Raw genomic sequence first — 19,771 nt, forward strand, 5'->3', positions numbered from 1 at the left:
GCGGCCCCGAGGGCAGTCAGAGCGCCCGCAGCATCCCGCCGTCGACCGGGAGCATGACGCCGTTGACGAACGACGCGGCCGGCGACAGCAGGAAGGCCGCCGCCCGACCGAACTCCTCCGGCTCCCCGTAGCGCCGGAGCGGGATCGTCGCCTCGGCGGCCGCCCGGGCCCGCGCGGCATCGCCCGACAGGGCGTCCAGCTCGGCGACCCGCTCGGTGGACACCCGGCCCGGCAGCAGGCCGTTGACCCGCACGCYCCGCGGTCCGAGCTCGTCGGACAGGGTCTTGGCCACCATGGCCAGACCGGGACGCAGCCCGTTGGAGATGGCCATGTCGGCGAGCGGGGCCCGCACGCTCGAGCTCAGCACCAGGGCCAGCGACCCGCCGTCGCCGAGCGCGGACCCGATCTCGCGGGCGAGCCGCACGGCGCCGAGGAACACCGAGCCGAACGCGTCGGTCCACTGCTCGTCGGTCATGTCGGTGACCGGCCCCTTGGGCGGCCCGCCGACCGAGATGAGGGCGCCGTCGAGGCGGCCCCAGCGCTCCTGGGCGGCGGCGATCAGCCGGCCCGGGGTGGCCGGGTCGGCGTTGTCGGCCTCGACGGTGACGGCGGCCTCACCGAGCTCGGCGGCCGCCGCCTCGAGCGACTCCGCCGACCGGCCGGAGAGGACGACGCGCGCGCCTTCCGCGACCAGGCAGTCGGCGGTGGCACGGCCGAGTCCCCGCGCTCCCCCGGTGACGACGTAGACACGATCCGTGAGCGACAGGTCCATGGTCCCGACCCTAGACGGACCTCAGGCCTCGACCGGGGCCGCGTCCTCGCGGAACTGCGTGGCGTACAGGTCGGCGTACAGGCCGCCCTCGGCGAGCAGCGAGGCGTGCGTCCCGGACTGCACGACCCGCCCGCCGTCCATCACCAGGATCTGGTCTGCGTTGCGGACGGTCGAGAGGCGGTGCGCGATGACCAGGGAGGTCCGCTCCTCGAGCGCCGCGTCGAGGGCACGCTGGACGGCGGCCTCCGACTCGCTGTCGAGGTGGGCGGTGGCCTCGTCGAGCACCACGATGGACGGCGACTTGAGCAGCAGCCGGGCGATGGCCAGGCGCTGTCGCTCGCCGCCGGAGAGCCGGTAGCCGCGGTCGCCGACGACGGTGTCGAGGCCGTCGGGCAGACCGCGCACCAGGGGACCCACCTGGGCCGCCTCGAGGGCCGCCCAGATCTCGGTGTCGCCGGAGCCCGGGCGGGCGTAGACGAGGTTGGCGCGGATGGTGTCGTGGAACATGTGGGCGTCCTGGGTGACGTAGCCGACTGCGTCCTCCAGGGAGTCCAGGGTGAGGTCGCGGACGTCCTGGCCGCCGACGCGCACGACGCCGGACGTGGCGTCGTACAGACGGGCGACGAGGTGGGTGACCGTCGTCTTGCCGGCGCCGGACGGGCCGACCAGCGCCACCATCTGCCCGGGCGCCGCGGTGAAGGAGACGCCGCTGAGGACCTCGCCGGTGTCGCGGGACTCGAGCCGGGCGACGTTCTCCAGGGACGCGAGCGACACCTCGTCGGCGCCCGGGTAGGTGAAGGACACGTCGTCGAACTCGAGCCGCGAGGCGGTACGGGGCAGCACGAGGGCGTCGGGCTTCTCGGCCACCAGCGACGGCAGGTCGAGCACCTCGAAGACGCGCTCGAAGCTGACCAGGGCCGTCATCACGTCGATGCGGACGTTGGACAGGCCCTGGAGGGGACCGAGCAGGCGCAGCAGCAGCGTCGCGAGGGCGAAGAGGGTGCCGACGGTCAGCGTGCCGTTCAGCGCCAGGTGGCCGCCGACCCCGTAGACGAGCGCGGTGGCCAGCGCCGGGACGAGCATCATGGCGGCACCGAAGATGCGCGTGATGAGGGAGATCCGCACGCCCAGGTCGCGGACGACGCCCGCTTTGGTGGCGAAGACGGCGTCCTCCTCGTCACGGCGGCCGAAGAGCTTGAGGAGCATCGCGCCGCCGACGTTGAAGCGCTCGGTCATGGCGTTGCCGAGGTCGGCGTTGCCGTCCATCTGGTTGCGGGTCAGGCCGGCCAGCTTGGTGCCGACGACCCGCGAGGTGAGGAGCAGGATCGGGAAGAGCAGCAGGCACATCAGGGTGACCTGCCAGCTGAGGGCGAGCATCGCGATGCCGACCACGACCACCGAGATCGAGTTGGAGACCGTGCTCGACAGGGTGGAGGTGAAGGCGCGCTGGGCGCCGATCACGTCGTTGTTGAGCCGGGACACCAGCGCGCCGGTCTGGGTGCGGGTGAAGAACGCCAGGCTCTGGCGCTGCACGTGGCCGAAGACCTGCGTGCGCAGGTCGAAGATCAGGCCCTCGCCGATGCGCGAGGAGAACCAGCCGCCCACCACCGCGAGAGCCGCGCTGACCACCGCCACTCCGGCCATGGCCAGGGCGAGCAGGGTGACCAGGGTGCCGTCGTCGCCGTTGATGCCGTCGTCCACGAGGCGCTGCACGAGGAGCGGGTTGACCACGACCAGGCAGGCGTCGATCACCGTCAGGAGCAGGAACACCGCGATCAGCCGCCGGTGCGGACGCGCGAAGGACAGCACGCGGCGTACGGTCTGGCGGCTCACGCCGCGCGGGACCTCGGACCGGTCCGTACGCATGTGGCGGAAGACCGCGCCGCGTCCGGCACCACCCATCATCGACATGTGACCTCCTCGGTCGTGCTGCGTGCCCTCGGCCCGAGGCCGGGACGACATGTCTCCGGGTGGAGACGTGCGGTGGTGCGACTGCTGCTCAGGCGAGCGACACGAGGTCGAGGTAGCCCTCGTTCCACAGGTCCTCGTCCCCGTCGGGGAGCAGCAGGACCCGGTCGGGTTCGAGGGCCCGCACGGCCCCCTCGTCGTGGGTGACGAGGATGATCGCTCCTTCGTAGGAACGGATCGCGGCCAGCACTTCTTCCCGCGACGCCGGGTCGAGGTTGTTGGTGGGCTCGTCGAGCAGCAGCACGTTGGCGCTGGAGACCACCAGGGCGGCGAGGGCCAGGCGCGTCTTCTCGCCACCCGACAGCACGGCCGCGGACTTGTGCGCGTCGTCGCCGGAGAAGAGGAAGGAGCCGAGCACGCTGCGCGCCTCGCTGTCGGTGAGCTGGGGCGCGGCCGACTGCATGTTCTCGAGCACCGTGCGACCGGTGTCGAGGGTCTCGTGCTCCTGGGCGTAGTAGCCGAGCTTGAGGCCGTGCCCGGGCAGCACGCGACCGGTGTCGGACTGGTCGACGCCGGCGAGGATCCGCAGCATCGTGGTCTTGCCGGCACCGTTGAGGCCCAGGATCACCACGCGCGAGCCCTTGTCGATGGCCAGGTCCACGTCGGTGAAGACCTCGAGCGAGCCGTAGGACTTCGACAGCTCCTCGCCGGTGATGGGGGTCTTGCCGCACGGGGCGGGCGCGGGGAACTTGATCCGCGCCACCTTGTCGGACGCGCGCTCGCCCTCGAGCCCCGCGACCATCTTCTCGGCCCGCTTGAGCATCGACTGCGCGGCGGTGGCCTTGGAGGCCTTGGCCCGCATCTTGTTGGCCTGGTCGGTGAGCGTCTTGGCCTTGCTCTCGGCGTTGGCCCGCTCGCGCTTGCGTCGCCGCTCGTCGGTCTCGCGCTGGGAGAGGTAGTTCTTCCAGCCCATGTTGTAGACGTCGATCACGCCACGATTGGCGTCGAGGTGCATGACCTTGTTGACCGTGGCCTCGAGGAGGGCGTTGTCGTGGCTGATCACGATGAGTCCCCCGCGGTGGGAGGACAGGAACCCGCGCAGCCACACGATCGAGTCGGCGTCGAGGTGGTTGGTCGGCTCGTCGAGGAGCAGCGTCTCGGCGCCGGAGAACAGGATGCGGGCCAGCTCGACCCGGCGGCGCTGGCCGCCGGAGAGCGTCTTGAGGGGCTGGTCGAGCAACCGGGTCTCGATGCCCAGGCTGCTGGCGATCTGGGCGGCCTCGGACTCCGCGGCGTAACCGCCGCCGGCGTGCAGCTCGGCGTCGGCCCGCGCCCAGCGCTTCATGCCGCGCTCGTGGACGACGGGGTCCTCCGACGCCATGTCGACCTCGGCGTCGCGCATCCGGCGTACGACGTCGTCCAGACCACGCGCGGACAGGATCCGCTCGCGGGCCAGGACCTCGGGGTTGCCGATGCGGGGGTCCTGCGGCAGGTAGCCGACCTCGCCGTTGGACAGGACGGTGCCGGAGGCCGGCTGGGCCTCGCCGGCGAGGATCTTGGTGAGGGTGGTCTTGCCGGCGCCGTTGCGGCCCACGAGGCCGACCTTGTCGCCTGCTGCGATGCGGAAGCTGACGTTCTCCATGAGGAGACGAGCGCCCGCGCGGACCTCGAGCTGCTGGGCGGTGATCATCATCGGCAAGTGTACGGAGACCGGACCCACCCCTAGGAATCGGCGCTGACCCACGAACCGCCCGGAGAGGGTTAACCTGCCCCCCGGTCCCCCCTGCTCCGTCGAAAGGCGCTCCCATCATGCGGTTCAACCCGAAGGCTGACATCAGCAGGGGTCGCGTCGGCGACGCCGGTGGCGGCGGAGGTCGCGGTGGCGGCGGCCCGATGCGGATCCCGATGCCGGGCGGCACCAAGGCCGGGGGCGGCATCGGTGGCGTCCTGGTGATCATCCTGTTCCTCGTGCTCACCCAGTGCATAGGCGGCGGCGGCACGGGCACGGGCGTCGACCCCTCCGGCCAGGGCGGCAACCCGTCGGGCCTGGACCAGGACAGCGACCGCTACGCCAACTGCAAGACCGGCGCCGACGCCAACACGGACGTGGACTGCGCGCGCAAGGCCGTGGCCTACTCCCTCGAGCAGTACTGGGCCAAGACCCTGCCCGAGCAGGGAGGCACCGAGTTCACCCCGGCCCAGATCGTCACCTTCAGCGGCGGCATCAACACCGGCTGCGGCCAGGCCACCTCGCAGGTCGGCCCGTTCTACTGCCCGGCCGACCAGCAGGTCTACCTGGACACCACGTTCTTCTCCGACGTCCTGGAGGGCCAGCTCGGCGGCCAGGGCGGCGACTTCGTGGAGCCCTACGTCCTGGGTCACGAGTACGGCCACCACATCCAGAACCTGCTCGGCACCATGGGCAAGGTCCGCACGCAGCAGGGCCCCGAGTCCGACGCGGTGCGACTCGAGCTCCAGGCCGACTGCTACGCCGGCATGTGGACCCGCGACGCCGCTGACGGCGACGGCATCCTCGCCGACCTCGACGAGGGCGACATCAACGAGGCCATCGACTCGGCCAAGACCGTCGGCGACGACCGGATCCAGCAGAAGTCGGGCCAGCGGGTCGACCCCGAGGGCTGGACCCACGGGTCGTCCGAGCAGCGCGTGCGCTGGTTCACCACCGGCTACGAGCAGGGCACCCTCGAGGCCTGCGACACCTTCGCGGCCAGTCAGCTCTGAGTCTCCTCAGCCGAGCAGGGCCTCGATCTGGGTCACCTGCCGCTGCATCGCCATGATGTACGGCGCCACGGCGGGGTGGCGGAACTTGCCGGCCAGGGCCCCCTCCCCGTCGGCGACCCGGCCGAGCGCCCAGTCCACGCGGGTGAGCGCGGTGTAGACGGCCGTCACCCGCGCCCCGAGCTCGGCCTCCTCACGGGTCGCGAGGTCCTCGGGGAGGCCGAGGAGGTAGGCGTCGAGCAACGGCTCGAAGCCCTCGCGCGACGACAGTGACAGGTAGCCCAGGTCGGCGCCCACCGGACCCGTGCCCAGGTGCGACCAGTCGATGGCCACCGCGTCGTCCCCGTCACGGACCGGCACGTTGGCCGCGACCGGGTCACCGTGCTGGGCGACGCGCGGGAGGTCGTCGCACCGCGAGAGCCACCACTCGCGGCGGGTCCACAGGTGCTCCGCGATGTCCGCGGTCGGCGTGCGCGCCAGGGTGAGCCAGCCGCCCCGCCGCTCGACCAGCCTCAGCCGGGTGCGCAGCTGCCCGGTCGCCAGCCACGGCTGGCGACCGAGGTCGGCACCGGCGAAACGCCCCAGGCTCCGGGCGATGAAGAGACCACCGGGCGCCTCCCCCAGCACCCGCTCGTGGACGACCGTCACCCCGTCGTCGTCCTCCTCGACGCGTACGACGGGCGCCTCGCGCAGCCCGGCGGTGCGGCGTACGACCCCCGACATCGCGACGTCGGCCGCCCGGCGCCAGTAGTTGGCGTCGTGGGGATCGCGCAGTCCGGGCGGGTCGGGCGGCTCCGGGGCGGCCAGCCTCTTGACCACGACCTCGCGGCCGTCCTCGACCGCGGACCACACCCCGAAGGTGGACGGGCCGGCGCCCGGGAGGCGCTGCCAACCGGGCTCGGGCTGCCACATGGCAAGGACGCTAGCCGATGTCACGGCTGCGGAAGCGCAACCAGGCGACGAGCAGTGACGCGGCCGCCAGGCCGGTCATCACCAGCTCGGGTCGCCACACGAACGCCTCCGCGGGGTACTTGGGCACGTGGTGGTAGGGAGACAGCCCGATGACCCACTCCGGCAGCCGCACGGTCTCCCCCAGCTGGCCGACGCTCACGAAGGCGGCGAGCAGCGCCCACCCGGCGATGGCCCACCGGCTGCGGAGCGTCAGCAGCACCAGTCCCAGCCCGAGCACGAGCCAGACGGCGGGGGCCTGGACGAGCGCGGCCCACACGGCGTCGACGCCGTCACCCCGACCGATGGCCGTGGCGGTCCCCGAGACCAGGAGCAGCCACGTGCTGCCGACCAGCGCCAGTCCGCCCACGGCCAGCAGGACGCGGTCGCGGGTGGTCGCGGTGGCGAGCACGGTCTCGGTACGGCCTGCGTGCTCGTCGCCCGCGGCACGGGTGATCGCGGCGATCCCGAAGCAGGTGATCACCACAGCGATCACCGAGGCCAGCGCGAAGACCAGCGCGTCCTGCAGGGCGCCGAGGCCGCCCATCGCCTCGATCACCGCGCGGGCGTCGGAGGACTCCAGCATCGAGCCCATGCTGGGCACGACCGAGCCCAGGAGCACCCCCATCCCGGCGACCCCGACCGTCCAGCCGAGCAGGGCGGTGGACTGGTTGCGCCAGGCCAGGGCGACGGCGTCCCGCAGCCGCGGCGAGCCGTGGGCCGGGCCCGGCCGGTCCGGCAGCAGGCCGGCGCCGAGGTCGCGGTGGCGCCGCAGGGTTAGCGCGACGAGGACGAGCCCGGCCGCCAGGAGCGGGTGGAGGAGGAGCACCCACACGCGCGGCTCCGACCAGGCACTCAGCCGGGTGCCCCACCCGAACGGGCTCAGCCAGCCCAGCCACCACACGGTGGTGTCCCCCACCGCGCGCAGCAGGTAGAGCGCCCCGATGACGCCCGAGGCCACGAAGCCCACGGTGCGGGCGCTGCTCGAGACCTGGGCGGCCAGCAGCCCCACGGCCGCACCGACCAGGGCGATCCCGGTCCAGGACGCCCCGAAGAGCACCGAACCGGCCAGCGGGAGGCCGCTCGCCACGTTGCCGGCCGCAGCGAGGACGCCCAGCAGGACGCCCGCCGCTGCCGCCTCGACGAGTGCGGCGGCGACCGGCGCGTCGGCCCCCACGGCGGTGGCGGCGACCAGCTCGGCGCGGCCGCTCTCCTCCTCGACGCGGGTGTGGCGCCGGACCAGCACGACGCCCATGAAGGCCACGAAGACGGCGTACAGGACGGTCATCTTGGTCATCGCCAGCTCGCCCGCGCTGGACGGGTCGAGGATCGGGCCGTAGAGGGCGACGATCGCCGGACTCGCGTTGATCGTCTCCGCCGCGGCGATCCGCTCGGCGGGGTCGGCGTACAGGCTGGTGGTGCCTGCGGCGCTCGCCACCACCACCGCGGCCAGGACGACCACCCACGACGTGAGCAGCACCCGGTCGCGCCGGAGAGCGAAGCGGACCAGCAGTCCCGTGCCACGCAGCCGGTCGGTCACCGGGGGCTCCGGTAGGCGTCGAGGAAGAGCTCCTCGAGGGTGGGCGGGGTGCTCGTCAGCGAGACCACGCCGGCGTCGTGCAGGGCCTCCAGCAGCGCAGGCAGCCCGGCCGGGTCGACGGTGCAGGTCACGACCCGCCCGTCGACGACGACCTCGTGGACGCCGGGCACCGGGGCGAGGTCGGGCACGACACCCGACACCTCGGCCCGGACCCGGTTGCGTCGCAGGTGTCGCAGGTCCGCCAGCGTCCCGCTCTCCACCGTGCGGCCCTCGCGGATGATGGTGACGCGGTCGGCCAGGCGCTCGACCTCGCTGAGGATGTGGCTGGACAGCAGCACGGTGGTGCCGTCGGCCTTGTGCTCCGCGAGGCACTCGTTGAACACCTGCTCCATGAGGGGGTCGAGCCCCGACGTGGGCTCGTCGAGCACCAGCAGGTCGACGGGTGCGGCGAAGGCCGCGACCAGGGCGACCTTCTGCCGGTTGCCCTTGGAGTAGGCGCGCCCCTTCTTGGTCGGGTCCAGTCCGAAGCGCTCGAGCAGCGCCTCGCGGCGGCTGTCGGCGGGCCTGACGCCGCGCATGCGGAGCAGCAGGTCGATCGTCTCCCCGCCCGAGAGGTTGGGCCACAGGCTRACGTCGCCGGGCACGTAGGCGAGCCGGCCGTGGATCTCGGTGGCGTCGCGCCAWGGGTCCAGCCCGAAGACCGTCGCGGACCCGCTGTCGATCCGCAGCAGCCCGAGCAGCACGCGCAGGGTGGTGGACTTGCCCGCACCGTTGGGTCCCAGGAAGCCGTGCACCTCCCCGGGGGCCACCGTCAGGTCCAGGTCGTCGAGCGCGCGGACGGTGCCGAAGGTCTTGACGAGGTCATGGATCTCGATCGGGTTCCCCACGCCTCGAGCGTAGTCCCGCGCGCCGCTCGCCCTCAGGCGTTCGTGACGTCCACGGAGACGGACCGGGCGTCGGCGATCGCCTGGTCGAGGACGGCCCGTCGGGGGTCGGGCACGGCCAGCCACGGCTCGACGACCCGCATCCCCACCAGCCGGGCGTCGGCGAGCACCTCGTCGACGGCCGTCCGGTCGCCCCCGGTCACGAGCAGTCCCGGGCGCAGGATGCGGGCCGCGTGGTCGGCGGCCGCCTCGTAGGCCTGGCGCGCCTGGTTGTCACGGCGGCGCGCGAAGCGCTGCTGGCTCTGCCCGCCGGCCTTGGTCCGCCCCTGCACGTGGCGCTGGCCGATCTTGTGCTCGACCATCCGAGGCCCCTCCAGCCGGGCGACGGCGAAGCCACCCTTGCGCACGAGCAGCACGCCCCACCGGTCGGGGGTGGCCGCGGCGAGCAGCCCGGCCACGTCGGGGACGCCGTCGTACGTCGTGGCGAGGGGCAGCCGGGCGACGAACGAGGAGCCGTCGTCGGCGTCCCCGCGCAGCGCACCGTCCACGACGGCGTACGACGTCGCACCGTGCCGGGCGACGAAGTTGTCGACCCAGCGCTCGAGGCGCGCGGGCGGGACGAGGACGAGGGGCACGGTTCAGAGGAAGTCGAGCGGGTCGAACTCGTCGATGGGGATGACGCGCACCCGCGGGAGCGACGAGGTGAAGGCACCGACGTCGTGCTCGAGGTCGATGATGCGCAGTCCGGGCAGGCCCCGGAACGCCCCGTTGACGAACTCGCTGAACCCGACGACGCCCACCTGGCGGCTGCCGTCGCACAGGCGCGAGACCTGGTCGACGAAGTCACCGTCGTGGCTGACCAGCATCACGTCGGCGTCACGCTGGACGAGCGCCTCCGCCGTGCGCTGGATGGCGATGTCGACGACCTTGCCCGCGCCGCTGAGCGGGACCGGCTTGAAGCCGATCGCGATCAGGGCCTGGACAAAGGTGGTCGGCAGGTCCGAGCCGACCGCCAGGAAGAACAGGCCCACGACATCCTGGTCGAAGGCCCGCTCGGTCCACTCGAGCAGCCGGTCCCACCGCGGCCGCTCCTCGGGGCGCGGGCGGCGGCCGAGGATCGAGTTGCCGAGGGTGGCGTCGATGTTCTCGCCGTCGACGAGGAGGTACGTCGTGCGACCGGCCATCGTCAGGCGCCGCCCTGGTAGACGACGCGGAAGTGCTCGCGCACCTCGTCGCCGACGACCTCGACGGTGGTGACCTCGAGGAGCGCCCGTGGGCGTCCCTCGGAGTCGCACAGGATGGAGAGCACGCCCTCCTCGGGCAGCGTGCCGTCGTGGTCGACGAGCGGCGCGGTGGTCGTGCCCTCCTCGTCGGCGAGCGCGGCCGCCACGAACGCGTCGGCCTCCGCCGGGTCGGTGCCGTAGGACCAGGCCGGCGGCGGGACCGACTCGAGCGGCGTCGGCCCGAAGTACGACGGGGCGGCGTTCATGTTGGCGTGCATGCGCGCGACGTTCCAGAAGGCGCGGACCTCCGGGTGGTCGGGCTCCGTCACGGTCACGTCTGGCTCGCTCATGACCGGAGCCTAGCCGGACGGCTCAGACGTTGAAGCCGAGCGCGCGCAGCTGCTCGCGACCGTCGTCGGTGATCTTGTCCGGACCCCACGGCGGCATCCAGACCCAGTTGATGGCGACGTCGTTGACGAGGCCCTCGAGTGCGGAGTTGGTCTGGTCCTGGATCACGTCGGTCAGCGGGCACGCGGCCGAGGTCAGCGTCATGTCGATGACGGCGTTGTGGCCCTCGTCGACGTGCACGCCGTAGACCAGGCCGAGGTCGACGACGTTGATGCCGAGCTCGGGGTCGACGACGTCCTTCATCGCCTCGGTGACGTCCTCGACGGTGACGGTGCTGGTGCCACCGCCGGCGGCGGGGACGTCGGGCAGGTCGCCGTGGTCGACGGGGTGCTCCATGGCACCGGTGCTGTCGTTGGTCATGCCTTCTCCTTCTCGAGACTCTGTGCGGTCGCGTCCTTCCACGCCATCCAGGAGAGGAGGGCGCACTTGACGCGGGCGGGGAACTTGGCGACACCGGCGAACGCGATGCCGTCCTCGAGGACGTCCTCGTCGGGCTCGACCTGTCCCTTGCCCTGCATCAGCTCCAGGAACGTCTGGTGGATCGTCATGGCCTCGTCGACGGCCTTGCCGATGAGCAGGTCGGCCATCACCGACGCGGAGGCCTGCGAGATCGAGCAGCCCATGGCGTCGTACGACACGTCGGAGACCACGCCGTCGGCGAGGTGCACGCGCAGCGTCAGCTCGTCGCCGCAGGTGGGGTTGACGTGGTGCACCTCCGCCTCGAACGGGTCGCGCAGACCCGCGTGGTGGGGGTGCTTGTAGTGGTCCAGGATGATCTCCTGGTAGAGCGTGTCGAGGTCCATCTACTCCCCCAGCTTGAAGTAGGAACGGGTGTAGTTGAGCCCGTCGACGAGGGCGTCGATCTCGGCGGGGGTCGTGTAGAGGTACGACGACATCCGGGTCGAGCTCTGCACCCCGAAGCGGGCGTGCGCGGGCTTGGCGCAGTGGTGACCGGCCCGCACCGCGATGCCGCGCGAGTCGAGCACCTGGGCCACGTCGTGCGGGTGCACGCCGGCGAGCTCGAACGAGATCGCACCGCCGCGTGAGGCGGCGTCGAGGGGACCCATCACGGTCAGCCCGGGGACGGTCTGCAGGCCTTCCAGCGCGTACGCCGTGATGGCCTGCTCGTGGGCGTGGATCGCCTCCATCCCCACATGGGCGAGGTAGTCCACGGCGGCGCCGAGGCCGACGGCCTCGACGATCGGCGGCGTGCCGGCCTCGAACTTGTGAGGGATCCCGGCGTACGTCGAGCGGTCCATCCGGACGGTCTCGATCATCTCGCCGCCGCCGAGGAACGGCGGCAGGGCGTCCAGCACCTCGCGGCGCCCCCACAGGACGCCGATGCCGGTCGGCCCGACCACCTTGTGGCCGGTGAAGACGAGCACGTCGGCGCCGCTGGCCACCACGTCGACCGGCAGCTGCGGGGCAGCTTGGGACGCGTCGACGACCACGATCGCGCCGACCTGGTGCGCGCGATCGGCGATCTCGCGGACCGGGTTGATGGTGCCCAGCATGTTGGACACCCAGGTCAGCGAGACGACCTTGGTGCGCTCGGTGATCAGCTCGTCGATGTCCGACAGGTCGAGGCGGCCGTCGTCGGTCAGGCCGAACCACCGCAGCGTCGCCCCGGTGCGCTCGGTGAGGAGCTGCCACGGCACGATGTTGGAGTGGTGCTCCATCTCGGTGATGACGACCTCGTCGCCCTCGCCGACCTGGAGGTCACCACGCCACGCGAGCGTGTTGGCCACCAGGTTGAGCGCCTCCGAGGCGTTCTTGGTGAAGATCACCTCGTCGCGGCTCGGCGCGTTGATGAAGGCCGCCACGCGGTCCCGGCCGGCCTCGAACGCCTCCGACGACTCCGCGCCCAGCTGGTGCATGGCGCGGGCGACGTTGGCGTTGTGGTTCTCGAGGTGGTCGACCATCGTGTCGATGACGACCTGCGGCTTCTGCGAGGTGTTGGCGCTGTCGAGGTAGACCAGCGGGTGCCCACCGTCGAGCACGCGCGCGAGGATCGGGAAGTCCTTGCGGATGACCTCCAGCTCGGGAAGCAGTCCCGGGATGCTCATCGCTGGTCTCCTCTCGTCGTACGTCGTGGGGTGCGGACGGTCGGTCAGACCGACGCGGCCTTGGTGTACTTGTCGTAGCCCTCGGCCTCGAGCTGGTCGGCCAGCTCGGGGCCGCCCTGCTCGGCGATCCGGCCGTCGACGAAGACGTGCACGAAGTCGGGCGTGATGTAGCGCAGGATGCGGGTGTAGTGGGTGATCAGCAGGACACCCTTGCCCTCCTGCGAGCGGAAACGGTTGACGCCCTCGCTGACGACCTTGAGCGCGTCGATGTCGAGGCCGGAGTCGGTCTCGTCGAGGATCGCGACCTTCGGGTTCAGCAGCTCGAGCTGGGCGATCTCGTGGCGCTTCTTCTCGCCACCGGAGAAGCCCTCGTTGACGTTGCGGGTGCCGAAGGTCGGGTCGAGGTTGAGCTGCTCGAGGGCGGCGTTGACGTCCTTGACCCACGTGCGGAGCTTGGGGGCCTCGCCGTCGATCGCCGTCTTGGCGGTGCGCAGGAAGTTGGACACCGAGACGCCGGGGACCTCGACGGGGTACTGCATGGCCAGGAAGAGGCCGGCGCGGGCGCGCTMGTCGACGGTCATCGCCAGGACGTCCGCACCGTCGAGGGTGACCGTCCCGCCGGTGATCGTGTACTTCGGGTGGCCGGCGATCGAGTAGGCCAGCGTGGACTTGCCCGACCCGTTGGGGCCCATGATCGCGTGGGTCTCGCCGTCGTTGATCGTCAGCGTGACGCCCTTGAGGATCTGCTTGGGGCCGTCCTCGGTGTCGACGGAGACCTGGAGGTCGGTGATCTCGAGCTTGCTCATGCGGGGGTGACTCCGTTCAGGGTGGTGGTGGTGTCGACGTACACGTCGGTGTCGCGGACCTCGACGGGGAAGGTTGCTACGGGTTCGGTGGCCGGCAGCCCGATGGGCTTGCCGGTGCGGAGGTCGAAGCGCGAGCCGTGCAGCCAGCACTCGACCGTGCAGTCGGCGACCTCGCCCTCGCTCAGGGCGACGGCGGCGTGCGAGCACTGGTCCTCGATCGCGAAGATCTCGTCGCCGTCGCGGGCCACGGCGACGTCGTACCCGTCGAGCGTGACCCCGAGGGCCTCGTCGGTGGGCACCTCGTCGAGCGAGCAGGCGCGGAGGAAGGCCATCAGAGGTCCTTGAGGACGTTCTTGGCCAGCTCGGCCTCGAYCGTGCCCATCAGCCGGTCCTCGATGGACGGCACGCCGATCTTGCGGATGAGGTCGTTGAAGAACCCGTGCACGACCAGGCGGCGGGCCTCCTTGTCGTCGATGCCGCGCGCGCGCAGGTAGAAGAGCTGCTCGTCGTCGAAGCGGGCGGTCGCGCTGGCGTGCCCGGCCCCGGTGATCTCACCGGTCTCGATCTCCAGGTTGGGGACCGAGTCGGCCTGGCAGCCGTCGCTGAGCACGAGGTTGCGGTTCTCCTCGTAAGTCTCGATGCCCTCGGCGACCTTGCGGATCAGCACGTTGCCGACCCACACGGTGTGCGCGCCCTGGCCCTGGAGCGCGCCCTTGTAGAGGACGTTGCTCTTGGTGCGCGGGGCGTCGTGGTCGGCGAAGAGCCGGTGCTCGATGTGCTGTCCGGCGTCGGCGAAGTAGAGGCCGAGCAGCTCCGCGGAGCCGCCGGGACCGGCGTAGGACACATTGGTGTCCATCCGCACGACGTCGCCGCCGAAGCTCACCGCGACGTGCTTGTACGTCGCGTCGCGACCCACACGCGTCTCGTGGTGCGTCAGGTGGACGGCGTCGTCCTCCCAGTCCTGCAGGGAGATGACCGAGGCCTGGGCGCCGTCGCCCACGACGACCTCGACGACCTGGGCCATCGCGGAGTGGCCGGTGTGGTTGAGCACCACCGTGGCGCGCGAGTGGTTGCCGAACCGGAGCACGACGTGCCCCGCCTCGGTGACCGACGCGTCCGACCCGACGAGGTCGACCACGACCGGCTCCGGGACGTCGGCATCGGCCGGGACGTCGACGAGCAGGGTCGAGGGGACCTCGGCGAGGACCCGCGCCGCGAAGCGCGTGTTGGGAACCAGGCCGCTCACCCCGCGCAGCGCGCGGGCCTCGTCGCCGTCGACACCCTCGACGCGCACCCCGACCGGGGTGTTCCACGTGCACGCCGTCGCGCTCGGCGCGAACTCGGCGTCCGCGTGCAGGCCCTTGAGYCGCTTGAGCGGGGTGAAGCGCCAGATCTCCTCGCGGCCGGTGGGCACCACGTGGTCGGCGACGTCGAAGGAGCCTGCGGGATGCAGGTGGCTCTCGACCTTGTCCACCTCGAGGGCGGAGCGAACGGAATCCGTGACAGTCACTACTTCTCTACTTCGCTTTCTTCGTACGACGGGTGGGCGGGGGCGGTGCGATCCCGGAGGATCAGCCGACCGCACCCTCCATCTGAAGCTCGATCAGACGGTTGAGCTCGAGGGCGTACTCCATCGGGAGCTCCTTGGCGATGGGCTCGACGAAGCCGCGGACGATCATCGCCATCGCCTCGTCCTGCTCCATGCCGCGCGACATCAGGTAGAAGAGCTGGTCGTCGGAGACCTTGGAGACGCTCGCCTCGTGACCCATCGACACGTCGTCCTCGCGGATGTCGACGTACGGGTAGGTGTCCGAGCGCGAGATCTGGTCGACGAGCAGCGCGTCGCACAGCACGTTGGACTTGGAGCCGTGGGCACCCTCGTTGATCTGGATGAGGCCGCGGTACGACGTGCGGCCACCGCCGCGCGCCACCGACTTGCTCAGGATCGAGCTCGAGGTGTGCGGCGCGGCGTGCACCATCTTGGCGCCGGCGTCCTGGTGCTGGCCCTCGCCCGCGAAGGCGATGGAGAGCGTCTCGCCCTTGGCGTGCTCGCCCATCAGGTAGATCGCGGGGTACTTCATCGTCACCTTGGAGCCGATGTTGCCGTCGACCCACTCCATGGTCGCGCCGGCCTCGCACGTGGCGCGCTTGGTGACGAGGTTGTAGACGTTGTTCGACCAGTTCTGGATGGTCGTGTAGCGGCAGCGACCGCCCTTCTTGACGATGATCTCCACGACCGCCGAGTGCAGCGAGTCGGAGGAGTAGATCGGCGCGGTGCAGCCCTCGACGTAGTGCACGTAGGCGTCCTCGTCGACGATGATCAGCGTGCGCTCGAACTGGCCCATGTTCTCGGTGTTGATCCGGAAGTAGGCCTGCAGCGGGATGTCGACGTGGACGCCCTTGGGCACGTAGATGAACGAGCCGCCGGACCAGACGCTGGTGTTGAGCGCCGCGAACTTGTTGTCGCCGACCGGGATGACGGTGCCGAAGTACTCCTGGAAGAGCTCCGGGTGCGTCTTCAGCGCCGTGTCGGTGTCCAGGAACAGGACGCCCTGCTCCTCGAGGTCCTCACGGATCGAGTGGTAGACGACCTCGGACTCGTACTGCGCGGCGACGCCGGCGACGAGGCGCTGCTTCTCCGCCTCGGGGATGCCGAGCTTGTCGTAGGTGTTCTTGATGTCCTCGGGGAGCTCCTCCCACGAGGTCGCCTGCTTCTCGCTGGAGCGCACGAAGTACTTGATGTTGTCGAAGTCGATGGTGCTGAGGTCGGAGCCCCAGGTCGGCATCGGCTTGCGGTGGAAGAGCTTGAGGCCCTTCAGGCGCAGGTCGAGCATCCACTGCGGCTCGTCCTTCTTCGCGGAGATGTCGCGGACGACGTCCTCGTTCAGGCCGCGGGTCGCGGAGGCGCCGGCGGCATCCGAGTCGGACCAGCCGAACTCGTAGCGGCCGATGCCCTGGAGCTCGGGGTTGAGCTCTTCGATGGAGGTCATGCCTTCTCCTTGGTGCTCGGGGTCTGGTTGGTGCTGGGGATGCAGGTCGTGCAGACGCCGTCGCCGTGGGCGATGGTCGCCAGCCGCTGGACGTGCGTGCCGAGGACCCGGCCGATGGCCTCGGTCTCGGCCTCGCACAGCTGCGGGAACTCGTGGGCCACGTGGGCGACCGGGCAGTGCTGCTGGCACAGCTGGTCGCCGATGGGCAGGTCGCGCACGGTGGYGGCGTAGCCACCGGCGGTGAAGACGTGGGCCAGCGCCTCGGCCGGGGTGAGCGTGGGGTCCTGTGCCGTCACGGCGGCGTAGTCGCGCTCGACGAAGGCGACCCGGCGCCGGGCGAACTCCATGACGGCCTCGTCGCCCTGCGTCTCGGCCAGGAAGCGCAGCGCGGCGACCGCGAGGTCGTCGTACTGCTGGTCGAAGGCGTCGCGACCGGAGTCGGTGAGCGCGAAGACCCGGGCGGGACGACCGCGGCCACGGCTGCCGTAGACCTTCTGCTCGCGCCCCTCGACGGTGCCGCTGTCGGCGAGGTGCTCGAGGTGGCGGCGCACGGCGGCCGGCGTCAGCTCGAGCCTCTCGGCGAGCGCGACGGCGGTGGAGGGTCCGTTCTCGAGGATCGACCGAGCCACCCGCTCACGGGTCGGGGCGTCCCTGTCGGGCGCCGCAGCAGTCGTCCTCACGAATTGCACAACGCAAGTGTGACGTTAATGCTTCCTCGTCTTCAAGCAAGGGTCCCCTAACCGGGGCCCGAAACCCCACTATCGGGGATGTTCCTACAGCGTGAGGAGGGCGGCTCCGGGCCGGAGAACAATCGGATGCGGGTCGCCGGGGCAACCCCGAGGAGAGACCGGGGCAACCCCAAGGAGAGACATGCGCACAGCACGGATCATGATCAGCAGCGTGGGTGCCGTGGCGTGCCTCGCGCTCGTAGCACCCAGCGCGTACGCCGCCAGCACCACGCTGGACCTCGAGCTCAACGAGCCGGCCGGTTCGACCGTGGCCGTGGACAGCTCCGGGATGGGCCACAACGGGGCCATCGGGAGCCACGTGCGGATGAACGGCTCGTACGCCGACTGGGACCGCCACTCACCGGACGCCGGGATCTACTACGGCGCCGCCCACCTGATCATGGTGCCGGACGCGGCCGACGGGTCGCTGGACCCCGGCTCCGGGAACTTCTCGGTGGAGATCCGGTACCGCTCGACGGACAAGTTCGGCAACATCATCCAGAAGGGCCAGGCCAGGACCGCCGGCGGACAGGTCAAGTTCCAGCAGCCCAAGGGCGTCGTGAGCTGCATGTTCAAGTCGCCGACCGGGCGGGCCGCCATCGGCTCCAAGACGCCGCTGAACGACGGCACCTGGCACACCATCCGGTGCGACCGCACGCCCACCTCCGTGACCATGTACGTCGACGGGGTCCAGCGCAACCGGATCAACAAGACCACCGGCAACATCGACAACACCAAGCCCTGGAGCATCGGCGGGAAGTTCGACTGCGACACCAGCGACCCGACCGTGGGCGCCGACAGCTGCGATTACTACCCCGGCGACCTCGACTACGTGCGGCTGACCAAGGGCTGACCGGGGCGACCCGGCTCACCGACGACCGACGCCACGCCGCGGCATCACTCCGCGGTGCGGCGCCGGAAGGTGCGCACGGCCAGGGGCGCCACGACTGCGGTGATGAGCAGGATCCACCCGATGGTGAACGGGATCGGGTGGTGCATCGGGAACGCGGCCCCCGGGGCCAGCGGCTGGTCGTTGCCCCACAGGACGCGGACGGCCTGGGTCAGCGACGAGATCGGGTTCCACTCGGCGACGAAGCGCAGCCAGGTGGGCATCTGGTCGGTGGGCGCGAAGGTGTTGGCCAGGAACGTGATCGGGAACATCGTCGCGAACATCACGCCGTTGACCGCCTCCACCGAGCGCATCGCCGACCCGACCCAGATCCCCACCCAGATCATCGCGAAGCCCCATCCGAGCAGGAGCAGGTACCCCAGCACCGCCTCGGGGATGCTGGTGTGGATGCGCCACCCGATGAGCAGGCCGGTCAGCGACATCACCACGAGCCCGATCGAGGCGTGGCACAGGCTGGAGATGCTGCGCCCGACGAGGACCGCCGAGGGGTTGATCGGCAGCGACCGCATCCGGTCGACGATGCCCTTGTCGAGGTCGGCCGTCAGTCCGACCGCCACGATGAAGGACGCGAAGGTGACCGTCTGCGCCATGATCCCGGCCAGCAGGAACGCGCGGTAGCCCGCGGCGGTGTCGACGGCGATCGAGGAGCCGAAGACGAAGGCGAAGAGCAGCACGAACATCACCGGCTGGATGGTGACGTCCAGCAGCATCTCGGGCATCCGCCGGATGTGCAGGAAGTTGCGTCGGGCGATGGACCACGACTGGCCCATCAAGGTGGTGGGGCGGATCTCGGGGCGCTCCAGGGCGGTCATCGCACGGTCTCCCTGCTGTCGTCGGTGTCGTCGGTGGTGACCTCGACCGCGCCGGCGTCGCCGGTCTCGGCCCGGTGGCCGGTGAGGTGCAGGAACACGTCGTCGAGGCTGGGCCGCTTGAGCCCGATGTCGTCGAGGACGATGCCGCTCTCGTCGAAGATGCCGGCGACACGGGTCATGTGGCCCAGGCCCTCGGCGGGTGCGGTGAGCTGGCGGGCACCGGGATCGACGTGCACCTCGCGCACGTAGGGACGCATCAACGCCTCGGCCGCCTCCAGGTCGCGTGCCTGGGAGACCGTGACGACCAGGGCGGCGGCCCCCGACTGGTCCTTGAGCTGCAGCGGGGTGCCCTCGGCGATGACGGTGCCACGGTCGATCACGACGATGTTGTCGGCGAGCTGGTCGGCCTCCTCGAGGTACTGCGTGGTGAGCAGCAGGGTCGTGCCGTCGGCGACCAGCTCGCGCAGCACGTCCCACAGCTCCACGCGCGATCTCGGGTCCAGGCCCGTCGTCGGCTCGTCGAGGAACAGCACCGGCGGGGTGGCGATCAGGCTCACGGCGAGGTCGAGGCGCCGCCGCATGCCGCCCGAGTAGGTCTTGGCGATGCGGTCGCCAGCATCGGCGAGCGAGAAGCGCTCCAGGAGGTCCTCGCTGGCCCGCGCGATGTAGCCCTTGTCGAGCCCGTAGAGCTGGCCRATCAGGCGGAGGTTCTCCCGGCCGGTGAGCAGCTCGTCGACCGTGGCCGCCTGTCCGGTGAGTCCCATGCTGCGGCGCACCGAGCGCGGGTCGGTCAGCACGTCGTGGCCGGCGACCCGTGCGGTCCCCGAGGTGGGCCGGGTCAGCGTGGTCATCATCCGCACGGTGGTGGTCTTGCCCGCCCCGTTGGGCCCGAGCAGGCCCAGGACGGTCCCCTCGGGGACCACGAACGACACGTCGTCGACCGCCACGGTGTCGTCGAAGTGCTTGACCAGGTGCTCTGCCTCGATGGCGTGGGCCGTCATGACGCCCACGGTAGCCACCGGCGCGGACAGGGCGCG

21 protein-coding genes are annotated in these 19,771 nt (G+C 71.1%); 2 read left to right on the forward strand and 19 right to left on the reverse strand.

Features of this window, described 5'->3' with window-relative positions; all coding sequences use genetic code 11:
- Positions 1–16: 16 nt before the first annotated feature.
- The 3 genes from AC1DQF_RS07335 to AC1DQF_RS07345 form a co-directional block, all read right to left on the reverse strand.
- A complete protein-coding gene (locus tag AC1DQF_RS07335) occupies positions 17–772 on the reverse strand; it encodes an SDR family oxidoreductase (RefSeq protein ID WP_477524558.1) in 756 nt (251 codons plus the stop codon).
- Positions 773–793: 21 nt separating this feature from the next.
- A complete protein-coding gene (locus AC1DQF_RS07340; RefSeq protein ID WP_477524595.1) occupies positions 794–2,677 on the reverse strand; it encodes an ABC transporter ATP-binding protein in 1,884 nt (627 codons plus the stop codon).
- Between the two features lie 94 nt (positions 2,678–2,771).
- Entirely contained in the window at positions 2,772–4,370 is a 1,599-nt protein-coding gene (locus AC1DQF_RS07345; RefSeq protein WP_477524596.1) for an ABC-F family ATP-binding cassette domain-containing protein, read from the reverse strand.
- A gap of 119 nt (positions 4,371–4,489) precedes the next feature.
- Here AC1DQF_RS07345 and ypfJ point away from each other — a divergent pair, with 119 nt between their 5' ends.
- Positions 4,490–5,422, forward strand: coding sequence for a KPN_02809 family neutral zinc metallopeptidase (ypfJ, locus tag AC1DQF_RS07350; RefSeq protein ID WP_477524559.1), 933 nt, complete (start codon positions 4,490–4,492; stop codon positions 5,420–5,422).
- A gap of 6 nt (positions 5,423–5,428) precedes the next feature.
- Here ypfJ and AC1DQF_RS07355 read toward each other — a convergent pair whose 3' ends face one another.
- The 14 genes from AC1DQF_RS07355 to AC1DQF_RS07420 form a co-directional block, all read right to left on the reverse strand.
- The gene (locus tag AC1DQF_RS07355; protein WP_477524560.1) at positions 5,429–6,331 is read right to left on the reverse strand and encodes a phosphotransferase; all 903 of its coding nucleotides are present in this window, start codon (positions 6,329–6,331) and stop codon (positions 5,429–5,431) included.
- Positions 6,332–6,341: 10 nt separating this feature from the next.
- The gene (locus AC1DQF_RS07360) at positions 6,342–7,907 is read right to left on the reverse strand and encodes an ABC transporter permease (protein ID WP_477524561.1); all 1,566 of its coding nucleotides are present in this window, start codon (positions 7,905–7,907) and stop codon (positions 6,342–6,344) included.
- Positions 7,904–8,794 (reverse strand): ABC transporter ATP-binding protein, encoded by an 891-nt coding sequence (locus tag AC1DQF_RS07365; protein WP_477524562.1) that lies wholly within the window; start codon positions 8,792–8,794, stop codon positions 7,904–7,906. The genes AC1DQF_RS07360 and AC1DQF_RS07365 overlap by 4 nt, the downstream gene beginning before the upstream one ends.
- Before the next feature lie 32 nt (positions 8,795–8,826).
- The gene (locus tag AC1DQF_RS07370; protein WP_477524563.1) at positions 8,827–9,426 is read right to left on the reverse strand and encodes an acVLRF1 family peptidyl-tRNA hydrolase; all 600 of its coding nucleotides are present in this window, start codon (positions 9,424–9,426) and stop codon (positions 8,827–8,829) included.
- Positions 9,427–9,429: 3 nt separating this feature from the next.
- On the reverse strand, positions 9,430–9,975 hold the full coding sequence (locus tag AC1DQF_RS07375; protein ID WP_477524564.1) for an NYN domain-containing protein: 546 nt from the start codon (positions 9,973–9,975) through the stop codon (positions 9,430–9,432).
- A 2-nt stretch (positions 9,976–9,977) separates the two neighbouring features.
- Entirely contained in the window at positions 9,978–10,364 is a 387-nt protein-coding gene (locus AC1DQF_RS07380; RefSeq protein WP_477524565.1) for a hypothetical protein, read from the reverse strand.
- 22 nt (positions 10,365–10,386) lie between these two features.
- Positions 10,387–10,758, reverse strand: a complete 372-nt coding sequence (locus AC1DQF_RS07385) for a metal-sulfur cluster assembly factor (RefSeq protein ID WP_477524597.1) — start codon at positions 10,756–10,758, stop codon at positions 10,387–10,389.
- A gap of 20 nt (positions 10,759–10,778) precedes the next feature.
- Entirely contained in the window at positions 10,779–11,225 is a 447-nt protein-coding gene (sufU, locus tag AC1DQF_RS07390; RefSeq protein WP_477524566.1) for a Fe-S cluster assembly sulfur transfer protein SufU, read from the reverse strand.
- Positions 11,226–12,488 carry a cysteine desulfurase gene (locus AC1DQF_RS07395; RefSeq protein WP_477524567.1) on the reverse strand — a complete coding sequence of 421 codons (1,263 nt, stop codon included), beginning with the start codon at positions 12,486–12,488 and terminating at the stop codon, positions 11,226–11,228.
- Between the two features lie 44 nt (positions 12,489–12,532).
- Entirely contained in the window at positions 12,533–13,294 is a 762-nt protein-coding gene (sufC, locus tag AC1DQF_RS07400) for a Fe-S cluster assembly ATPase SufC (RefSeq protein WP_477524568.1), read from the reverse strand.
- Positions 13,291–13,626, reverse strand: coding sequence for a non-heme iron oxygenase ferredoxin subunit (locus AC1DQF_RS07405; protein ID WP_457208262.1), 336 nt, complete (start codon positions 13,624–13,626; stop codon positions 13,291–13,293). Before AC1DQF_RS07405 ends, sufC begins: the two co-directional genes overlap by 4 nt.
- Complete coding sequence (gene sufD / locus AC1DQF_RS07410) at positions 13,626–14,804, reverse strand: Fe-S cluster assembly protein SufD (protein ID WP_477524569.1); 1,179 nt, start codon at positions 14,802–14,804, stop codon at positions 13,626–13,628. Before sufD ends, AC1DQF_RS07405 begins: the two co-directional genes overlap by 1 nt.
- 61 nt (positions 14,805–14,865) lie before the next feature.
- On the reverse strand, positions 14,866–16,284 hold the full coding sequence (gene sufB / locus AC1DQF_RS07415; protein ID WP_477524570.1) for a Fe-S cluster assembly protein SufB: 1,419 nt from the start codon (positions 16,282–16,284) through the stop codon (positions 14,866–14,868).
- Positions 16,281–16,973, reverse strand: a complete 693-nt coding sequence (locus tag AC1DQF_RS07420; protein WP_477524571.1) for a helix-turn-helix transcriptional regulator — start codon at positions 16,971–16,973, stop codon at positions 16,281–16,283. Before AC1DQF_RS07420 ends, sufB begins: the two co-directional genes overlap by 4 nt.
- Positions 16,974–17,154: 181 nt before the next feature.
- Between AC1DQF_RS07420 and AC1DQF_RS07425 the strand changes: the two genes are divergently transcribed.
- Entirely contained in the window at positions 17,155–17,865 is a 711-nt protein-coding gene (locus AC1DQF_RS07425; protein WP_477524572.1) for a LamG-like jellyroll fold domain-containing protein, read from the forward strand.
- A 44-nt stretch (positions 17,866–17,909) separates the two neighbouring features.
- Here the strand turns inward: AC1DQF_RS07425 and AC1DQF_RS07430 are convergent, their stop codons facing one another.
- Together AC1DQF_RS07430 and AC1DQF_RS07435 are read right to left on the reverse strand one after the other, a co-directional pair.
- Complete coding sequence (locus tag AC1DQF_RS07430; protein ID WP_477524573.1) at positions 17,910–18,734, reverse strand: ABC transporter permease; 825 nt, start codon at positions 18,732–18,734, stop codon at positions 17,910–17,912.
- Positions 18,731–19,735, reverse strand: a complete 1,005-nt coding sequence (locus AC1DQF_RS07435) for an ATP-binding cassette domain-containing protein (RefSeq protein WP_477524574.1) — start codon at positions 19,733–19,735, stop codon at positions 18,731–18,733. The genes AC1DQF_RS07430 and AC1DQF_RS07435 overlap by 4 nt, the downstream gene beginning before the upstream one ends.
- Positions 19,736–19,771: the final 36 nt, after the last annotated feature.

Source organism: Nocardioides sp. P4_G4 (assembly GCF_056401085.1).